The organism is Desulfosporosinus sp. HMP52, assembly GCF_000765145.1.
Taxonomy (GTDB): Bacteria; Bacillota; Desulfitobacteriia; order Desulfitobacteriales; family Desulfitobacteriaceae; genus Desulfosporosinus.
Genome location: NZ_JMGA01000014.1, coordinates 31,867 through 53,566 on the forward strand (window position 1 = coordinate 31,867; position 21,700 = coordinate 53,566).

The 21,700-nt window shown below is 43.3% G+C and carries 21 protein-coding genes; 9 read left to right on the plus strand and 12 right to left on the minus strand.

Annotated elements, in window-relative coordinates; all coding sequences use genetic code 11:
* Positions 1-95: 95 nt before the first annotated feature.
* Complete coding sequence (locus DP73_RS05195) at positions 96-1,388, minus strand: methyl-accepting chemotaxis protein (RefSeq protein WP_034597989.1); 1,293 nt, start codon at positions 1,386-1,388, stop codon at positions 96-98.
* 63 nt (positions 1,389-1,451) lie between these two features.
* The gene (locus DP73_RS05200; RefSeq protein WP_052090411.1) at positions 1,452-2,354 is read right to left on the minus strand and encodes an MBL fold metallo-hydrolase; all 903 of its coding nucleotides are present in this window, start codon (positions 2,352-2,354) and stop codon (positions 1,452-1,454) included.
* Positions 2,355-2,512: 158 nt separating this feature from the next.
* On the opposite strand from DP73_RS05200, the gene DP73_RS23345 reads away from it, so the two are divergent.
* Positions 2,513-2,677, plus strand: coding sequence for a hypothetical protein (locus tag DP73_RS23345; protein WP_165574385.1), 165 nt, complete (start codon positions 2,513-2,515; stop codon positions 2,675-2,677).
* Between the two features lie 142 nt (positions 2,678-2,819).
* On the opposite strand, the gene DP73_RS05205 is transcribed toward DP73_RS23345, so the two are convergent.
* The 5 genes from DP73_RS05205 to DP73_RS05220 all read right to left on the minus strand — a co-directional run bounded on the left by DP73_RS05205 (position 2,820) and on the right by DP73_RS05220 (position 9,243).
* Complete coding sequence (locus DP73_RS05205) at positions 2,820-4,592, minus strand: acyl-CoA dehydrogenase family protein (RefSeq protein ID WP_034597990.1); 1,773 nt, start codon at positions 4,590-4,592, stop codon at positions 2,820-2,822.
* A 66-nt stretch (positions 4,593-4,658) separates the two neighbouring features.
* Positions 4,659-4,799, minus strand: coding sequence for a hypothetical protein (locus DP73_RS23350; protein ID WP_165574386.1), 141 nt, complete (start codon positions 4,797-4,799; stop codon positions 4,659-4,661).
* Between the two features lie 247 nt (positions 4,800-5,046).
* Complete coding sequence (locus tag DP73_RS05210) at positions 5,047-6,204, minus strand: acetyl-CoA C-acyltransferase (protein WP_034597993.1); 1,158 nt, start codon at positions 6,202-6,204, stop codon at positions 5,047-5,049.
* A 12-nt stretch (positions 6,205-6,216) separates the two neighbouring features.
* Positions 6,217-8,604, minus strand: coding sequence for a 3-hydroxyacyl-CoA dehydrogenase/enoyl-CoA hydratase family protein (locus tag DP73_RS05215; protein ID WP_034597995.1), 2,388 nt, complete (start codon positions 8,602-8,604; stop codon positions 6,217-6,219).
* Between the two features lie 39 nt (positions 8,605-8,643).
* A complete protein-coding gene (locus DP73_RS05220) occupies positions 8,644-9,243 on the minus strand; it encodes a TetR/AcrR family transcriptional regulator (RefSeq protein ID WP_034597997.1) in 600 nt (199 codons plus the stop codon).
* Positions 9,244-9,536: 293 nt separating this feature from the next.
* Here DP73_RS05220 and DP73_RS23355 point away from each other — a divergent pair, with 293 nt between their 5' ends.
* The 5 genes from DP73_RS23355 (at position 9,537) to DP73_RS05240 (ending at position 13,095) form a co-directional block, all read left to right on the plus strand.
* Positions 9,537-9,707 carry a hypothetical protein gene (locus DP73_RS23355; RefSeq protein WP_165574387.1) on the plus strand — a complete coding sequence of 57 codons (171 nt, stop codon included), beginning with the start codon at positions 9,537-9,539 and terminating at the stop codon, positions 9,705-9,707.
* 158 nt (positions 9,708-9,865) lie between these two features.
* Positions 9,866-10,069 (plus strand): hypothetical protein, encoded by a 204-nt coding sequence (locus DP73_RS05225; protein WP_034597999.1) that lies wholly within the window; start codon positions 9,866-9,868, stop codon positions 10,067-10,069.
* Positions 10,070-10,259: 190 nt separating this feature from the next.
* Complete coding sequence (locus DP73_RS05230) at positions 10,260-10,988, plus strand: (Fe-S)-binding protein (RefSeq protein ID WP_034598000.1); 729 nt, start codon at positions 10,260-10,262, stop codon at positions 10,986-10,988.
* Positions 10,985-12,400, plus strand: coding sequence for a LutB/LldF family L-lactate oxidation iron-sulfur protein (locus tag DP73_RS05235; protein ID WP_034598001.1), 1,416 nt, complete (start codon positions 10,985-10,987; stop codon positions 12,398-12,400). The genes DP73_RS05230 and DP73_RS05235 overlap by 4 nt, the downstream gene beginning before the upstream one ends.
* A gap of 5 nt (positions 12,401-12,405) precedes the next feature.
* Positions 12,406-13,095, plus strand: a complete 690-nt coding sequence (locus DP73_RS05240) for a lactate utilization protein (RefSeq protein WP_034598002.1) — start codon at positions 12,406-12,408, stop codon at positions 13,093-13,095.
* Here the strand turns inward: DP73_RS05240 and splB are convergent.
* The 3 genes from splB to DP73_RS05255 form a co-directional block, all read right to left on the minus strand.
* Entirely contained in the window at positions 13,092-14,135 is a 1,044-nt protein-coding gene (splB, locus tag DP73_RS05245; protein WP_034598003.1) for a spore photoproduct lyase, read from the minus strand. The two genes, DP73_RS05240 and splB, sit on opposite strands and share 4 nt — an antisense overlap.
* A gap of 41 nt (positions 14,136-14,176) precedes the next feature.
* Positions 14,177-15,856: an AarF/UbiB family protein gene (locus DP73_RS05250; protein ID WP_034598004.1), complete on the minus strand. Its 1,680-nt coding sequence runs from the start codon at positions 15,854-15,856 to the stop codon at positions 14,177-14,179.
* Positions 15,857-15,980: 124 nt separating this feature from the next.
* Positions 15,981-16,271 (minus strand): ATP synthase subunit B, encoded by a 291-nt coding sequence (locus tag DP73_RS05255; protein WP_034598005.1) that lies wholly within the window; start codon positions 16,269-16,271, stop codon positions 15,981-15,983.
* Positions 16,272-16,646: 375 nt separating this feature from the next.
* Between DP73_RS05255 and DP73_RS05260 the strand changes: the two genes are divergently transcribed.
* Positions 16,647-17,381 carry a C40 family peptidase gene (locus DP73_RS05260; protein ID WP_034598007.1) on the plus strand — a complete coding sequence of 245 codons (735 nt, stop codon included), beginning with the start codon at positions 16,647-16,649 and terminating at the stop codon, positions 17,379-17,381.
* Between the two features lie 113 nt (positions 17,382-17,494).
* On the opposite strand, the gene hprK is transcribed toward DP73_RS05260, so the two are convergent.
* Positions 17,495-18,385: an HPr(Ser) kinase/phosphatase gene (gene hprK / locus DP73_RS05265; RefSeq protein ID WP_034598008.1), complete on the minus strand. Its 891-nt coding sequence runs from the start codon at positions 18,383-18,385 to the stop codon at positions 17,495-17,497.
* A 205-nt stretch (positions 18,386-18,590) separates the two neighbouring features.
* Between hprK and DP73_RS05270 the strand changes: the two genes are divergently transcribed.
* Positions 18,591-18,878, plus strand: coding sequence for a UxaA family hydrolase (locus DP73_RS05270; protein ID WP_034598009.1), 288 nt, complete (start codon positions 18,591-18,593; stop codon positions 18,876-18,878).
* 58 nt (positions 18,879-18,936) lie between these two features.
* The gene (locus DP73_RS05275) at positions 18,937-20,094 is read left to right on the plus strand and encodes a UxaA family hydrolase (protein WP_034598010.1); all 1,158 of its coding nucleotides are present in this window, start codon (positions 18,937-18,939) and stop codon (positions 20,092-20,094) included.
* A 248-nt stretch (positions 20,095-20,342) separates the two neighbouring features.
* Here DP73_RS05275 and DP73_RS05280 read toward each other — a convergent pair whose 3' ends face one another.
* Positions 20,343-21,554 carry an NADP-dependent isocitrate dehydrogenase gene (locus DP73_RS05280; protein WP_034598012.1) on the minus strand — a complete coding sequence of 404 codons (1,212 nt, stop codon included), beginning with the start codon at positions 21,552-21,554 and terminating at the stop codon, positions 20,343-20,345.
* Positions 21,555-21,700: the final 146 nt, after the last annotated feature.

The following is a 21,700-nucleotide window of genomic DNA, read 5'->3' on the forward strand; positions in this document are numbered from 1 at the left end:
TTGTCGATAACTATAATTCTATGCATGAATCAAGCTTTTTCTTAATAATCGGTTTTCTTTACTAATACCTTCGATTAAATTATTCTTTTATTCGGTTAAACCCTAAATTTCTCAACGGCACTTTGCAGCTGGTTAGCATTTTGCGCTAGAGATTGAGCAGTTGTGGCAACAATTTGCATAGATGCTGAGACTTCTTTTGTTGAAGCTTCAATAGTTTCCGCTTTTATGACCGATTCTTCAGAAACTTGCTTGACTCTATCAACATAACGATTCATTTCCTCCATACTGCCAAGCATTTCTTCGCTGGAAGCAGCAATATCTGAAATATTGCCCGAAACATCTTTAGTCGCTTTGGCAATCACCCCCAAAGCCTCCTGAGCCTCGCGTATTGATATTACACTATCTTTTACTTGAGAATCTGTGAGCATCATTCCCTTAACTGCCTGGCTGATACTCTTTTGAATTAGAGTTGTGATCTCTGTAACATTCCGAGTTGATGAGGCTACATCCTCGGCAAGTTTATGGATTTCGTCAGCTACCACAGCAAATCCCTTGCCATGTTCGCCTGCCCGGGCAGCTTCAATAGCGGCATTGAGTGCTAAGAGATTAGTTTGTCGGGCTACTTGAGCAATTGTTTCGGTGATCAAACCGATGCGATTTGATTGTTCGGCCAACTCTTCAATGATCTGTACGGATTTGTTGACTGTTTGGTTAGTTTCTGCCATTGTCAACACTATCTGTGAAAGCTTTGCTAATCCCTCTTCTGAATGCTTCTCAGATTTTACCGCTTCAAAAGAAACGGATGTTGCCTTTTCAGCAACCATCTGAGCGGCTTTTTCAAGTTCGATAACCATAACTTTCATCTGGCTTTGAGTTTGGGCTTGTTCTCGAGCCGCGCTGGCCATGTGTGTTGTGTAATCGGCAACACCACTGTTGGTAGCTGTTACTTCTTCCGAACTTGCTGATAACTCCTCCGCCGAAACTACCCAAGCTTTAGCCATCTCACGGATATCATGAATCATAGTTCCAAAGTTAAGCATCATGTGGTTGAAAGCCTTGCCTAACTCAGCCACTTCACTCTTTGGGGAAAAACTAATTCTTTGGCTTAAATCCCCCTGGGCTACCTGAATAATTTTTTCCTGCATAACATAAATAGGTTTCAGAAATTGAATATAGTTTTTCAATGAGGCAAATATCCCAATTACTATACCGGATACTAAAAAACACGAAAACAGTATGATTGAATTTGACCGATTAAGCTTCATAATATAAGTAATTATAAGACCCATAGCAGATATCATAGGTACCACTGTAACTAAAGTTTGACTTATATACTTCACCAAACTAATTGTCTGTTTGCGTTCAATCGTCTCACTAACGGTTTCCATATATTAGAATACCTCCTTAGTTATAGACTAATTTCGCTGACAATTCATAATATCATAATTACATTAGCCCACCTTTTTCTTAAGTTGTTCCCAACCATAGACATAATGCAATTGTATAAAAAGTAAACCAGGATGTATTGCTTCACCACCCAGACTTGAAGCACTTGCATATACAGACTCAGCCGGGCTATGTCTAAGCATTTGCTTATTTAATTTGCCTCTAATCTCTTGACACCGGGCTTTCAAGTTATCGCTGGGTAAACCATGTCCCGGCAAATATACCTTACTTGGTAAATTTTCTATTCTATTAAGGCTTTCCAGATAACTAGGCATCCCGCTTACTACAATCCCTTCTTGTTCCCATATTCCTGGGTAAGGAATCTCATCGGGAAGAAGCATATCTCCAGAAAATAAGACAGAGTCCTTAGCAGCGTAGAAGGAAAGATGTCCTGCTGTGTGACCTGGTGTAGGTATTACCTGCAAGAGACTATTACCAGCCTGGATTGTTTGATAGGGTTCGAGCAAATTTACCTGATCAGGCAAGGCTGTAAAGGTTTGTAATCTTTTAGATATCTTAAGCATACCGGGAATCACGTTTTCCGGCACTCCCCACTCTCGAGTTGCCCATTCATTAAGTCGGGTAAAGGCCTCCCCCTGAACAAAACTAGTCCACTCTTGGTAATCTCTAGAACCGGCAAATACTCTTGCCCCTTCTTGGGCCAAGGTGTTTGCTGCTCCGGCATGATCCACATGCCAATGGGAAATCAGGACTTGTTCTAGCTTCTTTATCCCAACCTTCTTCATTCCTGCATGAACCGCTTCAAGAACCTCGGGAGTATTAGTTCCGGCATCCAATAATGTAGGAATTTCTCCGGCAAATAAATACAAATTAACCGCATCCACATTGATCGGAACTGGAATTCTCAACATAAACACATTATCTGCAACTTCTTTAAGATCAATCATCGCAAAAAACCTCCAAAAAATGAATGAACATTCATTGTTATTAAGTTAATTATGGAGTACAATTGAATAAGTAAGCAATAAAGGATTCATAATCTAAGTGTATCCGGGTGCTATCCAAGTTTTAAAAAACCGAAGAACTGTTAGGAGGATTTAATCAAATGAATACAACTTTAACTTCCCTACAAGAAAAACCTTATCAGTATCGGGTAATCTGTGAACGTTGCCACAGAACCTTATTTTATCAAGGTGAGGAAAAGGGAGAGACTATATCCGTCCTTTGCGATAAATGTACGGAAGAAACCATTGAGCCATATACCAACTGAACAAATTATAGTAAAATATTTACATTAAAAGGCCATGTCCTACAGACGATGGCCTTTTGTGTTGGAACAACACCCGAGAGTACTCCCACTTCTTTGTTAAAAAGTGAGAGTACTCTTCTAAGGTTAAACTACATTTTAAAAATTAGTAGTTAACAGGATAACCCTCTTTTTCAATGATATATTTAGCAATCTCTTGGCGCATGCCAATCATGTCAACGTTCGGACGTTTAACAAGCTTACGCATTCCAGCCAAGACTGTGTTCAGAGAATCCCCCTTCTCTACGGCACAAAGAACCTCTTTAGCTTGAACTTCAAGAATATTAAAGGCGGCATAGGCACCCAAAGTTGCGGCCTTCTCAACAAATACTTTGTGCTCATTGGAAACATCAAGAGTTTGGACTTTCTGAGCACGTAGAACGGCACTTTCCATAGCGTAGACTTGGTTGACCATCTCTGCCATACCTGTTAAGACAAATTGATTATCTTTTAAAGCCATACCTAGGTTTTGTGCTGCTAATCCTGCTGCCATTAAGCAAAGTTTCTTAGCTTTCTGAGTCATTTGGTTGAGAGCTTCTAATCCTTCTGCGTTTCCGCCCATTCCGACAGAAACCAAATCTTTACTAACAGCTTGAGCCGCTTGCAGCAAAGGAAGTTCACCTGTCATAGCCCTCTTCAGAAGAGTACCCGGAACAAGCAGGCGGTTAATTTCATTGGTTCCTTCAAATAGGCGATTAATACGAGAATCACGATACATGCGTTCAATCGGATATTCCTTAATAAATCCGTATCCACCATGAATCTGAACCCCTTCGTCTACTGCAAAATCCAGTACTTCAGAGGCATAAACCTTGTTTAAAGAGCATTCGATAGCGTACTCTTCCAAGGCCTTACCGGCTTCCTTGCGGCAGTCACCTGTCAGATCAAGATCGTGGAATCCGCTCTCCATCAGACCAGCTGTTCTGTAAACAACACTTTCTGCCATATAAGCTCGGGTAGCAATTTCAGCAATCTTGTTTTGAATTGCTCCAAAAGTATTAAGGGCTACCCCAAATTGTTTACGCTCTGAAGCGTATTTTAAAGCAGTCTCTAAAACCACTTGGACACTCCCGATGGCTCCGGCAGCCAGCTTAAAGCGGCCAACATTCAAGATATTAAAAGCTACAACATGACCACGTCCCAGTTCACCAACGACATTTTCCACCGGAACCATTACATCTTCTAAGATGACTTGACGGGTAGAAGATCCTTTAATACCCATTTTTTGCTCTTCAGGTCCCAGAGAAAAACCAGGATAGTCACGTTCGACAATGAAGTTGGTCATTTTTCCATCTACTTTTGCGTAGACCAAGAATACATCTGCAAAGCCGGCATTGGTGATAAATTGTTTTGTACCGTTAAGGATATAGTGGGTTCCCTCCGGATTAAGAACAGCCGTAGCCTTGGCACCCAGGGCATCTGATCCTGAACCAGGTTCAGTCAAACAATAGGCAGCAACCTTAGAACCATTAGCAAGCCCGGGAAGATATTTTGCCTTTTGCTCAGGTGTACCAAAATAAACGATTGGTAAAGTTCCAATTCCCGTATGAGCCGCATAAGCAACGGCAAAGGACCCTCCACGAGGAACCTCTTCCCCCACTACAACAGTCGCATACTTATCCATGGATAGTCCTTCAAATTCCTCTGGAATCTCTAACCCCAGTAATCCCAATTCTCCTGCTTGACGCATAAAATCTCGAACAACACCATCTTTTTGCTCCTCCATTTCCTCTATCTTAGGAGCAACTTCTTTGGTCATAAAATTATGAGCCATTCTCTTAAGCTGTTTATGGTCTTCGTTGATCTCCTCACGTACAAATATTTGATCAGGAGCGACTTCAGTCAGTAAAAATCCGCCTCCGCGTAATGCTAATTCCATATAACATCCTCCTCATTATCGAAGTACGAAGTTCGAGGCTCGAGGTTCGATTGAAGACGTTGGAGATCAAACGTCTAAACTTTTACCCGAATTTCCCGACTCCGCACCACGCATCTTATCTTTAAGCTTTAATAAAATGGACATCCCTTTACCTGCTCCCACTTCCCGGAAGTCAGCCAGACCGTCCTCGCCAGGTTCCCAGCCCACTCGCCCCTTACTTTCACACCCTCACTCACGTTCCCAGCCCCGTCGCCAGAAACTAAGGGGCCAATTGCACAGTGAACACTTCAGTGAAGTTCACGCTAACGCGAGTGCCGATGCTGAAGGGCCAATTGCGCCCAGGTTCACTCCTTTTGAGCGACCCGGAGGTTGGCGCAATTCCTTCAGCATCCAACGAGCCAGTGAAACGAAACGTGTGTGAACAGGGCAATTTGCCCCTTACTTTCACAAGACCCTATAGAAGCTCGTAAATCCCGGCCGCCCCCATACCGCCACCGATACACATTGTCACCATGCCATACTTCAACTTCCTCTTAGTCATTTCGCTTAAGAGTGTTGCTGTAAGCTTAGCACCGGTACAACCCAGTGGGTGTCCGAAAGCAATTGCTCCACCATTGAGATTCACTTTTGCAGGATCTATCTCCAGGGTTTTTAGAATCGCTAGAGATTGAGAAGCAAAAGCCTCATTGAGTTCAAATAAATCGATTTGATCCAGGGTTAATCCAACTTGTTTTAAAACTTTAGGAATGGCCTTGATCGGGCCGATACCCATCAATTCCGGTTCGACGCCGGCCACTGCAAAGCCACGCCAAACTGCAACAGGTTTTAGATCGAGGGCCTTAACTTTTTGTTCTGACATAAGTAGAGTCATTGCTGCACCATCACTGGTCTGAGACGAGTTCCCAGCCGTAACCGTACCTCCGGCTTTAAAAGCTGTTCTTAATTTAGCAAGGGACTCCGGAGTGGTCTCCGGACGAATTCCTTCGTCTTTAGTGAACCACTTTTCACCGGGTTTTCCATACATGGGAAGTGGAACCGGTACTATCTCATCATCAAAACGCCCGCTGCTTTGTGCCGCCCATGCCTTTTGATGACTTGCAGCAGCAAAAGTATCTTGTTGCTCACGAGTTATCTCATATTTCATAGCCACATTCTCAGCGGTGATGCCCATTGACACATAGGCCTGTGGAGCATGCTGAACCAAGTAGGGGTTTGGTGCTGGTTTCGCACCACCCATTGGAACCATCGACATGCTTTCCGACCCTCCGGCGATCATCACATCTGCCTCACCTAAGCGAATCCGATCGGCAGCCATGGAAATTGCCTGCAATCCGGAAGAGCAAAAACGATTGATGGTTACCCCGGACACGTCAATCGGAAGTCCGGCGCGCAGTGCCATGATTTTGGCCATATTCATTCCCTGCTCTGCTTCAGGAAATGAGCAACCTATAATGCAATCATCAATCTCTGCAGGATTAAGTGATGGAACTCTTTTAAGAATATCCTGTATAACATAAGCACCTAAGTCATCCGGACGTACCTGAGCCAAGCCACCTTTGCCTGATTTGCCAATGGCAGTCCGCTTAGACTGGATAATAAAGGCTTCTTGCATGCTTTTCCCCCCCTAATTCCGTAATGGCTTGCCTTTAGCGAGCATATGGCGGATACGATCTTGAGTTTTCGGTTCGCCTACTAAACTCATAAAGGCCTCACGTTCAATATCTAAGAGATATTGCTCATCTACGAGCATTCCCGCCGGTCGATCTCCGCCGGTTATGGCATAAGCTACTTTCTTGCCAATATGCTGATCATATTCCGATATATAATTTCCCTCGCGCATTCCATGGAGAGCTAATTCTAGAGTTGCACGAACTCCGGGTCCACCAACTTTATATTTCTTGGGCAAATTAGGTCTGAAGCTGCGGGCTAAGTCGATGACTCTCGCCTTGGCATCCAAGATGACATGGTCCGGATTCATGCTATAACGATCGTCCGCCCGTAAGAAACCAAGCTGTCTAGCCTTTTCTGCACTGTTTGAAACCTGAGCCATAGCCACGATTTCAAATCGTTTGGCAAAGAAATAATCTGGAGCTGCCTGGATACCTGGAAGAATACCTTCCATAGCTCGTATAGCCATTTCCTTAGTTCCGCCGCCGCCAGGGATTAAGCCAACCCCAACTTCAACTAAGCCCATATAAGTTTCTGATGAAGCTTGAATAGCATGAGAATGTAAGCAAACTTCACATCCTCCTCCCAGGGTCATGCCAAAGGGAGCTGCTACCACAGGTTTTTTAGCATATTTCAAAGCCATGGTGCCATTCTGGAATTGACGAACCATGTAATCGAGATCATCCCAGTTCTCTTCTTCTGCCTCAAGAAGAATCTGCATCAGGTTAGCACCTACACAGAAATTCTTACCTTGATTCCCGATAACCATGCCCAGATAGTTTTTATCGACTTCTTCTAATGATTTATGAATCATGGTCAAGATATCTGCACCTATGGAATTGCTTGGTGAGTGGAATTCTAAGCAGGCTACCCCATCTCCCAAGTCAATTAGGCTTGCTCCGGCATTGCCTAAGATTTTCTTGCCGTCTTTATGTGCTTGTTTCAGAGAAATCGCATAAGGACTTGATGCTTTTTTGTGATACTCTCCAGCCTGGAAATAGGAGACTTCTCCGGATTCGCTCTTTTGATAGAAACGCTCATTCCCTTTAGCCAGTAACTCTTCTACCAGAGGCGGCAAGGTTCCACCTTCGGCAATTACACGATCAGCAATTGTTTTGACTCCCAAGGCATCCCAGATTTCAAAAGGACCCATTTGCCAGTTAAAGCCCCAGCGCATGCCTTCGTCGATTCCGGAAATATTATCCGCAATGTCATTGGAGATGGTTGCTGCGTAAAGCAGAACCGGCTTTAAGACATTCCAAGCGAACTCTGCTCCTGCATCTTTGCCATTCACTAAGGTACGAATCTTTTCAGTTAAACCACCTGCAGCTTTGGCTTTTTCCAAAGAAGCAAATTTAACACTTTTCTTGGGAACATAGGTCATGGTATGAGGATCAAGAACTTCAACCACTTTACCTTGAGGCCCTTTAGACTTTTTGTAAAAGCCTTGTTTGGTTTTATCTCCAAGCCAACCATTGGCCAGCATTGTTTGCATAAATTCCGGTAAGGTGAAATTATCTTTTTCGGCAGGCACCCCAACTGCTACGGTGTTAGCAGTATGGATAAAGGTATCTAAGCCGACGAGGTCAACTGTTCTAAAGGAAGCACTCTTTGGACGTCCCATTACAGGGCCGGTGAGAGCATCAACTTCATCCACAGATAAGCCGGAACGCAACATTTCCTGAAGCGTAACAGCGAGACCAAAAACACCAATACGATTAGCAATAAAATTCGGAGTATCTTTTGCTAAGACAACTCCCTTACCTAGAACCCTTTCACCGAACTCGGAAATAAAGCTCATTACTTCCGGATCCGTATTAGGGCCGGGGATGATTTCTAAAAGTTTCATATATCGTGGTGGGTTAAAGAAGTGGGTTCCTAAGAAATTGCGAGTAAAGCTTTCAGGCAAATCACTTACCATAGCTTGTAAAGAAATTCCCGAAGTATTTGAGCTCACGATTGTTCCCGGTCGAACAATAGCAGCAATTTTCTTAAATAAATCCACCTTAATATCTAAACGTTCAACGACAACCTCGATCACCCAATCTACTTCGCTCAAGCGACCTAAATCGTCACTTAGGTTACCAACTTCAATGCGTTCTGCAAATTCTGGGACTAATAGTGGAGCGGGATTCATTTTTAATAACTTTGTCTTATTACCTTCTGCGATACTATTTCGTACCTTGGGATCCTCCAATGTCAATCCGGCTGCTTCTTCTTTAGCCGATAGTTTGGAAGGAACAATATCCAACAACAGGCTCGGGATTCCGGCATTGGCCAAGTGCGCTGCAATGGTGCTTCCCATCACCCCTGATCCTATTACCGCTACTTTATGAATCTGCATTTCCATCCTCCTCTCGTTTCGGTTCAACAGCACTTCTTCTTATTTGATCTCACCTTTTCTTACCTGAAGTGCGCCCTCAAATAAAGCTAGCATTGGCTCTATCCCACTTGTTAGAGTCCGTGGACTTCGAGCCATAACCCAATCGGTTGTGGCCTCATCTAAGGATCCGAAGATCATTTGACGAGCTACGCGTGTATCCATTTTAGGAACCTCCCCACTTTCTATCCCTTGCTGGATCACCCCCTCAATAAGGTTAAAATAATCTGATACAGTACTATTAATGGGTAACCGAACCCGCGGATCGGATTGCCTAAGCTCAAGTTGGGTCACGATCGCAACTGATCTATTCTGCTCCATATAAGTAAAATGGGTTTTAACAATTGTCCTTAAGCGTGCTTCCGTCGTCCTACACTGGGAGAGCTCCCGGCTTACACCGGCAATGAAATCTCCCATGCGTTCCTGAAAAACTCGAATCAGAACATCTTCTTTACTTTTGAAGTATAAATAGATCGTACCATCGGCGACTCCTGCTAAGCGGGCAATCTTGTTTACCTGACAATGGTGGAAGCCGGATTCTGCAAAAGCTTCAATGGCAGCATCGAGAATCCTTTGAAACTTACCCTCGCGCTGCGCGTCCATAGGATCTGCACCTCACCTCTTGCTATTAGTTTAAAATGAATGAATCACCATTCAGTAAGACTATCATATCATAGCCTTCAAGAAAAATAAATAGATTTTTCAGAACCTTGTACAAATTTTTTCGAGTAAAAATGCAAATCAAATATTTCCAATGAGCACACAATAGTTTTTTTGGAATGACCTTTGTCTGTTCTTTTCTTGACAAACATTTATGCTGTCGTATGATTACTATATAAACCCGGAAGATTTGATTTTGCGATCTTTTAACACTGGCCAGTGAAAGGATGAATAGGTTGAAAGTAAAGGTTTTCAGTTCCCCGGATCCTCGTCTCTTAGAAAAGGAAGTCAACCAATGGTTAGAGGATAATAATTGGATCAAAGTGCTTAATATTACCCAGAGCACCGGAGCATCCACTGTTCTCTCGATTTGGTATGATGAACCTAATGTGCCGATTCTCGGCTAAGACCTGTTTCTTACGACTAAAAGGGATCGTCGCCTAACTACTGTAAAGTGGTTAGCGACGATCCCTTTTAGTTAGAAAGATAGGAAACTATTCATGATTATCGGCTAGCGTGAAATACTAATCCACAGTAAATCATTAAGATGAAAGAGGTACAAATAATGGGCGACCGCATCATAATTGATTATCAGTTATTGCTTTTCTTAATTTTCTCCCTTGGAAGTTTTGCTTTCGTTGGGTTTATTGTTTACATGATGGCAAAATTCAGTCAATTTCTCAAGTATAAATCCCAAAATGATAAAAAAGTCTTACAGAAGATGGACGAACTGATCAATCTCCTGCAGCAATCTGAGAAAAGAGTCTAAAACCCATAAAGCTAATTCCGGGAACTCATACAGCTCCAGTCACTACACTTAGTACACAAGGGTGCATTGCTAAAGCACCTTAATCAAGTAATTAACCCATATCCCCTATAACCCGCATCAAAATCGGACTTGTTAGGAAATACTAAGACAACTAAGCAAGGATTCTTGCATTTCCAAAAGGATGGTGTTTATGAAGGTTTCACTTTTTGCAACCTGCCTTACTAATGCCTTGTACCCTGATGTGGATCTAACCATGGCCAAAATACTAAAGCACTTAGGCCATTCCGTTGACGTCCCTGAAGGACAAGTCTGTTGCGGACAAATTGCCTTTAATTCCGGCTATGTTGATGATGCCAGGGAAGTTGCCCGCACTCTTATCGATGCTTTTGAACGCAGCGAAGTAGTAGTAGGCCCCAGCGGTTCCTGTATCGCCATGATTCATCACTATTATCCTACCCTATTTGAGAAGGAACCTTCTTACCTAAAAAAGGCGGAAGACTTGATCCATAAAAGTTATGAATTTACCCAGTTTGTGGTCGACGTCTTGAAGAAACCGGATCTGGGAGCACAGTACAAAGCTAAAGCCACTTACCATCCCTCTTGCCATGCCACAAGGCTCTTAGGTATTGGCGAGGCTCCACTAAAATTGCTTCAACACGTAAAAGGACTAGAACTTCTCCCTTTACCTGAAGCTCAACTTTGCTGCGGATTTGGAGGTACTTTCTCTGTTAAAATGCCCAAAATCTCTGAAGCAATGGTTGCGGAAAAGGCCCAGCATGTTCTGGATTCCGGAGCAGATATTCTTCTGGGGCTTGACATGGGCTGTCTGATGAATATTTCAGGTTACTTGGAAAAAATTAACAAGCCCGTCAAAACTATGCACATCATTCAGTTACTCGGGGAGGGAATGAAATCATGACCATGTACAACCAAACCACCGATGAACGGGTGGATAAGGCCCTCGCCAATAGCTTTTTACGCCAAGCCACTCGCCGAGCAACGGATCGTTTAAGAAACAATAAGTATAAGGCCTCGGCGGAACTGGGAAATTGGGAAGAATGGCGGGCAGCCGGTGAAGCGATTCGAAAAAATGTCATTTCTAATCTCGATTATTATTTGAATCAACTCATCGAACAAATGGAAAAACGGGGAGTTCATGTGCATCTAGCGAAAACTCCGGCAGATGCTGTGACAGTCGTACGTAATATAGTGAGTGAGCATAATGCCAAAAATGTTCTTAAATCAAAATCCATGATCTCAGAAGAAATCCACCTTAATCATGCTTTAGAGGAGGATGGGATCGACGTTGTCGAAACAGATTTAGGGGAATACATTATCCAAATTGCAGGCGAGCCCCCGTCCCATATCATTGTTCCGGCAATGCATAAAACCCGACAGCAAGTTGCTGATTTATTCGAACCTATCGCCGGTCATGCCTTAAGCTCTGACACCCCTACCCTTACTCGGTTCGTGCGTACTCAAATGAGGGAAAAGTTTCTCCGGGGAGATATTGGAATCACCGGCTGTAACTTTGCCGTAGCCAGTACAGGGAGCATTGTAATGGTAACTAACGAAGGAAATGGCCGCATGGTCAGTACCCTGCCTCGAGTTCAGATTACCCTCATGGGCATGGAGCGCATCGTTCCTTCTTTTCGAGAGTTAGATATCTTACTTAATCTACTTGCTCGCAGTGCCACAGGACAGCGTTTTTCAAGTTATACAACCATCCTTACTCCCCCCAAGAACACTGCTGACCCAGATGGCCCGGAAGAATATCACCTGGTTATCCTGGATCATAACCGTTCAGAGATTTTAGGGGACAAACTATTCCGCTCATCCTTAAACTGTATCCGCTGTGGAGCATGCTTTAATGTTTGTCCAGTCTATCGGCAACTTGGCGGACATGCTTACGGTTCAGTTTATTCCGGGCCAATCGGTTCAGTGATCACGCCTTTATTGGAGAAAGACTGGAAGAAGTGGGGGCATCTGCCCTATTTCTCCTCCCTATGCGGAGCGTGTTCGGAAGCCTGCCCCGTCCGCATCCCTCTCCACGATCTCTTAGTCAAGCTAAGAATGCGCAAAACTCAGAGCGGTCATACCCCTCAAGTCGAGCGCCAGATTTTTAAAGCTTATCGTTATTTCTTCACTCGTGAGAAAACCTTGCGCCGAGCACTTCGGCTGGGAGCACATCTCCAGCGGCCCTTTGTCCGAAATCAGCGGATTACCGGCGGTCCGCCGCCACTTTCCAACTGGACCAATAGCCGCACCCTGCCAATGGTGGCACCTAAACCCTTTATGCAACTATGGGCTGATTTAAAGAATAAGAGGTGAACGCAATGAGCAATACCAGTGATTTCATCAGTAACCTAGCAGCAAAACTTGGTCGGCCTACCCCTACCCAGCCTCCTCCGCAAGTTAAACTTTCTGTACCTCAGTATCAATTATCCAGCTCAGCAGAACGAGTCTCAGTTTTTTTGCAAAATTGGCAAGCCCTTGGAGGTAAAGGAGCCATTGTTAGATCTGAGGACGAGACTCTTCAGTGCCTGAAACAATGGTTCGGAGAGCAACCTATTACTTGGTTTAAAGAGAATTCTAAGGCTTTACTTGCTTGGGATAAACTCCCCACCATCGCCGAGTCAGCCTTTTCTTCCTTGAATTGGCCTCTTACCCGCTATAGTCAATCAGCCTTTGATCCTCGCGACCGCTACTCCATCGCAGCCAGTGCCGAACTTGGTATTACCGGTTCTGATTGGGGAATCTCACTTTCCGGCACAGTTGTAGTGAAAAGTGATCCTCTCAGAGGTCGAGCCATAAGTTTGCTTCCCCCCAGGCATCTTTCCTTCATCGAAAGTACCAAGATACAGGACAACCTCTTCAATGTCCTTGAAGAGGTTGCCGCTCTAGGAAGTCCGCCCGCCGCTATTGAAATGATTTCCGGCCCCAGCCGTACCTCGGATATTGAGATGGATCTATCCATTGGTGTACACGGACCGATTGAAGTTTATGTCATAGTTATCGACCATTAGATGAAATACTCTACCTGAGCTAAGGGGAAATAGTTCTTTACCTGCTCCAGAAAAAATTCTTTCATCTCCATCATTTCCTCCGGTTGGTAGATATACTTTCCGTAACCAAACTGACCATATTTAAACTTGCGTTCCTCCTCGTTCATAGGTAGGGATGACTTCGGGAAGATATCTAAAATATTTGTCTTAGCTCTCGCTGTAAAGCGATGAGAGATAAATTCCAGGGATAATTGTTGAGAAGACCAACCGGAGGGAGCCCTTTTGACCAGTTCTTCAGCTGACCGTTCCATAAGCTTTTGATACGCTTCCTGCCAGCCCGGAAATCGGAAAATCGGAGCGATAATAAAGCCTAAGGGATAGTCAGCTTTTAAAACTTTACCCGCGGCAATAATCCGCTGCTCCGGCGCAGGAGTTCCGTGTTCATACTTCTCCACAACCTCATCACAATTCAAACTAAAGCGAAAGCGGGTATGTCCTTCATGTTTAGCGTCAAGCAAGCTTTGAATATCTGTGTACTTTGTGACAAAGCGAAAACGGCCGTTAGCCTCCCTGCCGAAGAATTCAATGGCTCCCTTTAAAGACCCGGTATAACGCTCCACTGGAATCGGATCAGAGGTTGCTGCTCCTTCAAACTGAGTAATTTCCGGAAGCCGCTCCTCAATCAGTTTAGCGGCAATATCTAAAATTTCATCTAGATTTACATAAATTCTGATATAAGGCTTTTTCCCCAGGGTAGTAGCCAAGTAGCAGTATTCACACATGCCGGGACAGCTTGTGACCAGCGGCAGTTGATAATGAGCAGAGGGTTTACAGGATTGAAACTTCTCGCTGCGACGGACGCCGATCACTAATGTCCTCTTGGCCTCGCCATATTGGGCAGCCGGAGTATCCCCGGGAATTCCGGTTATACGGTTATGAGAAGACGTAGGTTTTATCGGCACTCCCTGGCTCCGAAACTGTTCAACTAAGTACTTTCCTAAGGGATAATCTAGGGCACTTGGCTCATAAAAAACCCGTGCAGGTCTGAATTCTAGCGACATTTTTCTTCACCTCAAGCTTAGGTTACCCTAAGAGTGCCCAACTAAAACTTACCGGACTTAAAAATTGAAACAAAAAGCCAAAGTAACATCAGCCCGGCCATGGCGGCACCAATCTCAATCACAGAAATCTGCCAAAACATAATCGGCTCCTGGCCTAAAGCAGATGCCACAATAATCCCCGCCATAACAATGCTAAAGGATAATAACACAATACTAAAAGATATTTGATTCGTAATTCGATCGAGCTTCCGCAAAAAAACATCCAGCTCAGGGACACTAACTTCTATGCGAATCCGGCCTCGCACTAGATTTCCCATCAAATCCTTCATCTGTTTAGGCAGCTCTACCAGGAGATCACCATAATCTGAGACATTATGCCATAGCCTGCCTGCAATACTACTTGGCCGATAGCGTTCCTTTAAAAGCTGAATTCCAAAAGGTTTTGCCATGTCCATAATACTCAGCTGTGGATCTAACTTCTCCACGATCCCTTCAAGAATAAGCAGGCATTTGGCAACCATGGTAAAATCCGAAGGAATGCGAATATGATGGCGAAAGGCCACCTCAAAAAGATCGCTGATCGCTTCTCCCAGGCTAATCCGACTCATGGGGACATCCATATACTTTTCGCGCAATTCATCCACATCATTGCTCAGCAAAAGTAAATTAACATCCTCCGGAACGATGCCGATGCGCAAGACAGCCTTAATCATAGCCTCTGTGTTCTGACGCATCATGGCAATAATTAAGGAAGCAAAATTGTGTTTCATGTCTAAAGTGAGTCTTCCAACCATACCAAAATCAATGAAAGAAATAACTCCCCCCTTCAGGAGAAATATATTTCCGGGATGTGGGTCAGCATGAAAAAAGCCTTCAATTAAGATCTGATGAAAGAGGGCCTGAACAAGCTTTTCTGCCAAAATTTTATGATCATACCCATTCTGCTCCAGAGCTTCAAACTGATTAAGCCTTAAGCCCTCTACAAATTCTAAGGTAAGTACTTTTCGAGTGGAATAATCCCAATAAATCGAAGGGATGTGAACACCTTTATTATTTTTAAACTGCTTAGCTATCTTCTCCGCATTTCTGCCTTCAATGGAATAATCCAACTCGTTGCGCAGGGACTTAGCAAATTCTTCTACCACATCTCGCAGTTGAAGACGTTCCATTCGTTTCATACGGTGTTCTGCCAATGTGGCCAGGTCAAGAAGTATCTCCAGATCAGTTTCAATCATTGTTTTAATGCGAGGCCGCTGTACCTTAACCGCCACCATCTCCCCGCTAGATCTGAGACGAGCGCGATGAACCTGGCCAATTGACGCCGCAGCAATGACTGTTTTATCAAAGGATAAGAAAATATCATTTAGAGGTGAGCCTAATTCTTCCTCGATAATAGTTGTTACTTCCTCGAAGGAGAAGGATGGGACATTTTCTTGCAGCTGTTCCAGTTCACAAAGTATTTCCTGGGGGAAGATATCAGCTCGGGTACTGGCAATCTGACCGATTTTTATGTATGTAGGACCTAATTCTTCTATAACTAAGCGTATCCTCTCTCCTATCGACAGTGGATCTATCTCTTCTGTGTCTGTGAAAAGTCGCTTAGGTAAAGATAGCATATGTAAAAGCCCCATCTCCTCCACAAAAAAACCAAAACCGTGGCGAGCTAAGACTTTAGCAACATCTCGATATCGCTTAATATGACGTATTCTTTTCCCAATCATAAGGATTCGTCCCCTTTATTCTTAGTGCGTGATTCATAGGTTCAGAATATATAGAGGGCCTGAATTATTCAGGCCCTAAAATTTTCCCGACTGAGTCCCACTCTGGGTATTACCGGTTCTATAATTACTGTTTATTTTCCAACTCTTGAATTCGCTTTTCCAAACGCTCTAGATCAGCTTTGTTAGGGATATTTAGATCTTTAAGCACTTTTTCTAATTGATCATGAATCCGAGCATTAAGTTGCTTATGCTCAGCTTCCCCTTTCTCCAACAGCTCATTGATTAGATCCTTGGATTCAGCTGTTGAAACTTCACCTTTTTTAACCAACTCATCTACTAGCTTTTCAATTTGCTCTTTACTTACTACCGCTAGTCCTAAACCCAAAGACAAGCCCTTTTTGATAAGGTCTTTCACAACCACATCTCCTCCTTACTTTTTGATCCTTTATTTGAATTATTATTCCTTTTATTATAACTCTTAATATCTTTATTACACTAATGATTGTTTACAAAAATGGTATAACTTATTTATTAGTTTTAGAAATATTGTTTAAATGGCCTCATTTTAATTTGTCTCAAAATCCAACATCTACCAAGGACAAGTTGATAAATATCCGTTATACTAAAGAAACAACTTGAGTAAGCTCATGCGGTTGTGAGTCAGCCTAATCCCCTCAGCCAGTTTAGTTGGAATCAAAGTACTAAATTAGGAATACAGTCGGCCCTCTCACCCCAATAACGATATCCAAAGCAAAATAACCTAGAAATTGAAATGGAAGGAATGAACTTTGTGAAAACTTTAAAAAATAATAAATGGTGGTCTCTAATTCTTGTCCCCATCTTTTCAACATCATTGTTTGTGACAATTCTCACAGCAGCGCCTTTGACAATCACTGAAAAAATGAACCCAGAGGAAATTCAAACCATAGCCGTCTCGACAACTAAAGTACCAGGAAATGCAACCGAGCCACAAACAACCTCAGAACCTCAGTCTACTGTAAATGCTGCTGATACTAATACCACCACAACAGTATCCAGTTCTACGCCGGCACCGACAAGTACTCCAGTAAAGAAAGCCCAGCCACAGCCAAGCCGAGGTGCTAGCACCAGCAGCAGTGCTGCCAGTAAATCTACTGCTGCCAAACCAACCACTCAACCCACAAAAGCCAGTGCCATTATTGCAACCGGCAAACAATACCTGGGGGTAAAATATGTCTATGGTGGAACAACACCGGCTGGATTTGACTGTTCAGGTTTCGTCCAATATGTTTTTGCTAAGCATGGTATAACTTTGCCCAGGGTTTCTAGAGATCAGTATAAAATTGGAACCCCAGTCTCTTTTAGTAACCTACAGCCGGGAGATTTAGTATTCTTCTCTTTGGCTAAAAACGGAGTCGTAGACCATGAAGGTATTTACATTGGTAACGGTCAATTTATTAATGCCGCAAGTTCTAAGGGGGTTACCATCTATACTTTGGGAACCTATTGGCAATCCGCCTATGTCGGAGCAAAACGAGTATTGTAATGGTGAAGTAAGATTATCCATACCTTACAAAAGAATAATCTTAAAGCGGGTGTATAACTATTACTGTGTTATACACCCGCTTTCTTAATACGTTAATAAGTATTTTCTTGCTATTAGTCCCTTAACGGTGGGGAGACATGCACTTTACAGTGACTATTCCAATTTTGAATTACCGCCACTTCAATCAGAGTTGCTAGGTTTCGTCCCGGTCGAACAGGGATTAAAATTTCGGGAACCGAGATTCCTAAAATCTGTCTTGTTTTAGGTGGTTCAAGTCCAATTCGGTCATAAACCTTATCTTGCTGCCATTCTTCCAGATGCACAATAAAATTAATGACTTTTTCTTCTCTCACTGAACCTGCCCCAAAAAGAGTGGTTACATCAAGTATTCCTAAACCTCGCACTTCAAGCTGATTCCGAATCCTTTTGGGTGCAGTACCCAACAATCTTTCTTCGTCCACCCGGCGAACTTTGACAACATCAGCGGCCACTAGTAAATGGCCTCTCTTTATAAGTTCTAAAGCTGCCTCGCTTTTTCCAATGCCTCTCTCCCCGGTGATCATTAATCCTACTCCATAAACATCAACTAATACTCCCTGAACATTGGTACTGGGAGCCAACTGATTAATTAGGTAACGAATTAACAGGTAGAATAGTTGAGTTGAAGAGCGAGGAGTTGTTAAAAGAGGAATCTTCCGTTCACTAGCTAACTCGATAAACTCTAGTGGAATTGTTAAACCGCGGGTAATAATAACACAAGGAACTTCCGCAAGCATAACTTGAGAGAGTTTTGAACGACGTACAGAATCATCAAACTGCTGGAGTAACCCTAATTCAGTTCTGCCGTATACTTGAATACGCTGAGGTGTCAAGTGTTCTAGATACCCGGCCAACTCAGCACTGGGACGTTTCAAGCTATATTCCGTAATTTCCTTGTCCAATCCTACATGCCCAGCTAAGACCTCAAAATTAAATTTTTCCACTAACTGGTTTACCGTAAGCAATATAAACCCTCTTTCCTAAAGGGAGACAGTCCCTCTGTTTTTCTATTGTTTGCTACTATAGTCATTTATTATAAACTATTTCCGTAAATCTCGCCTCTTTTTGGTGATATTGATTATTTACAATACCCCCTTGTTACCTTTATTCTAAGGTAAGATCATAATCATTACTTTCCCTTAAAACCGTCTTATAATAGGAGGTAGAATTTTGAAGAAACAAGCTGTAGTGATAAACCCTAAGGATAATGTTGCCACAGTTGTAGCTGATATATCAGCTAATTCAATTGTCCATTTTTTCATTGATCAAGCTGAGCACGCACTGACACTCCTTGAAGACATTCCTCTCGGGCACAAAATTGCTATTCAAGAAATTCAGGCCGGAGAAAATATCGTCAAATATGCTGAAAGCATTGGGGCCGCCACTGAATTAATTCAGCCAGGCCGGCATGTTCATGTCCACAATATGGAGAGCCTGCGTGGACGCAAGGATAAATAAACCAAAAGTTAGATGATATCCGAAAGTGAAGGATCATTGATCTTAGGAGGCAGTATACATGGAGATTCTAGGTTATCGACGTCCCGATGGCAAAGTAGGAATACGCAATCATATTTTAATAATCCCTACATCCGTCTGTGCAAGCACCGTTGCTGCAAATATCGCCCGCCAAATCCCCGATGCCGTTGCCCTTCCCAATCAACACGGCTGCTGTCAAATTGGCCCTGATCACCTGCAAACCCTTCGAACCCTGGTTGGGTTTGGCAAGAATCCAAATGTCGCAGCGGTTTTAGTAGTCGGCTTAGGCTGTGAAGGAATCCCTATTCAGGAAACCGCCGCAGAAATAGCAGCCTCTGGAAAACCCGTTGAAGTGGTGATTATCCAGGAAATTGGCGGCACTTTAAGAGCTGAAGCCGAAGGCTTACGCAAAGCCAGTGAATTTGTACGTCAAGTCTCTCATCAGCTACCGGCAAAAGTTGATATCAGTGAGTTAAGTTTAGCCATTGAATGCGGGGGGTCAGACTTCACTTCAGGCCTCGCTTCAAACCCTGCAGTAGGAATCGCTGCCGATCTGTTAGTTGCAGCCGGGGGCAATGTCATGCTGTCTGAAACCACGGAATTTATTGGGGCAGAACATGTTCTGGCCCGTCGCGCCAAGACTCCGGAAGTTGCGGAAAAGCTATTCAAAATAGTCCACGACTGTGAAGAACGTGCCAAGTATTTAAATATCGACATTCGTGACGGTCAGCCTACACCTGGGAATATTGCCGGCGGTATTAGTTCAATAGAAGAGAAATCTTTGGGGTGCATCTACAAAGCAGGCCACGCTCCCATCCAAGACGTCCTTAAGTATGGGGAAATCCCCAAAGGAAAAGGTCTGTATGTTATGGACACCCCCGGTCAAGACATTGAATCTATAACGGGAATGCTGGCCGGAGGCGCTACCATTGTGATCTTTACCACAGGCCGAGGAACTCCCACCGGTTCCCCCATAGCCCCTGTTATTAAGATCACAGCGAATCCACGGACATTTAAAATAATGGAAGACAACATTGACTTAGATGCATCTCCCATTATCTCTGGTGAAGAAACCATTGAGCAAGTCGGACATCGAATATACGAAGAGATTATTTCTGTGTCAAATGGACGCCGAACCAAAGCGGAGAGCCTAGGCTATAAAGAATTTGGAATTTACAAGATTGCTCCGACCTATTAAACAGGTCGCTCTTTATTAACTCTCTTACTTAAAGAATATTCTAACATCTTTAGGCGCTTATTTACAATGGTATTTTAAGTGAATCAAGTGATTCTTAGCATCAGATGTATCTCATCCTCACAACCCTCACCCGGGTTTCGTCACTGGCTGCTTTCGTACTTGTAAAAAATAGGAATATTACAGCTGGTTTATCAGATAAAAAAATAAAGCCAGCTGAAAGTAGTACCTACTCCTCAGCTGGCTCTTAATTAACCGCGAATACTATCCAAGGTCTGCTTAATCTCTACCAGAAATTGCTCCGTACTGACTGTTTTCTTATTAGGCAGTTCAGAGATCAGCGCTAAATCCTTCGTCATAATCCCTGATTCAATAGTTTTTAAGGAAGCCTCCTCCAATTGATTTGCAAATTCAACCAGCTCATTCAGGCCGTCAAGTTCTCCCCGCTTTCTCAAGGCCCCGGACCAAGCAAAGATCGTCGCCATGGAGTTTGTCGAGGTTTCCTCACCTTTTAGATGTTTATAATAATGCCGGGTTACAGTGCCATGGGCTGCTTCATACTCAAAATTACCATCTGGGGAAACCAATACTGAGGTCATCATTGCCAAACTACCAAAAGCCGTAGCTATCATATCTGACATGACGTCACCATCGTAATTTTTGCAGGCCCATATGTACCCTCCCTCAGAACGAATCACGCGAGCAACTGCATCATCAATTAGAGTATAGAAGTACTCTATCTGGGCCTCTTCGAATTTCTCCTTATATTCCCGATCATAAATATCTTGAAAAATATCTTTAAAGGTGTGATCATACTGTTTAGAAATCGTATCTTTCGTAGAAAACCATAAATCCTGCTTTAGATCCAGGGCATAATTAAAACAGGAGCGGGCAAAGCTTTCGATTGAACTATCAAGATTGTGCATTCCCATGAGAACACCCTTATCTTTATATTCAAAAATGGTTTGACGAGACACTTCCCCTTTTTCATTGGTGAATACCAACTCGGCCTTCCCCGGCTCGCTTACTCTATACTCTACATTTCTATAGACATCTCCATAAGCATGACGTGCAATAATAATAGGTTTTTTCCAGGTAGGCACCAGTGGTCGAATACCTTCGGCAATGATAGGTGCTCGAAACACAGTTCCATCAAGAATCGCTCTAATGGTGCCATTAGGGCTTTTCCACATTTCCTTAAGTTTATACTCCTCCACTCTTTGAGCATTCGGAGTGATTGTAGCACACTTTACAGCAACGCCATATTTCTGGGTAGCTTTCGCTGAATCAATAGTTATTTGATCCGCTGTTTCATCCCGTTTCTGCAAACCAAGATCAAAGTACTCTGTTTTCAAATCGATGTAGGGTTGTAATAAGATTTCTTTAATGGATTTCCAGATGATTCTAGTCATCTCATCTCCATCCATTTCTACTAACGGGGTCTTCATCTGAATTTTCTGCACGGTTCTGTTTCCTCCTTAGTATACCTCCTTGAATATCTAGGACTGATCCTAAAATCCAATGTTTTTATACTTCGACAATCAAAAGGTTTTCTCCTGTCCCTAAATCCCTTTTGGCAACAGTTATACAGCATACAACAATTGCTCAA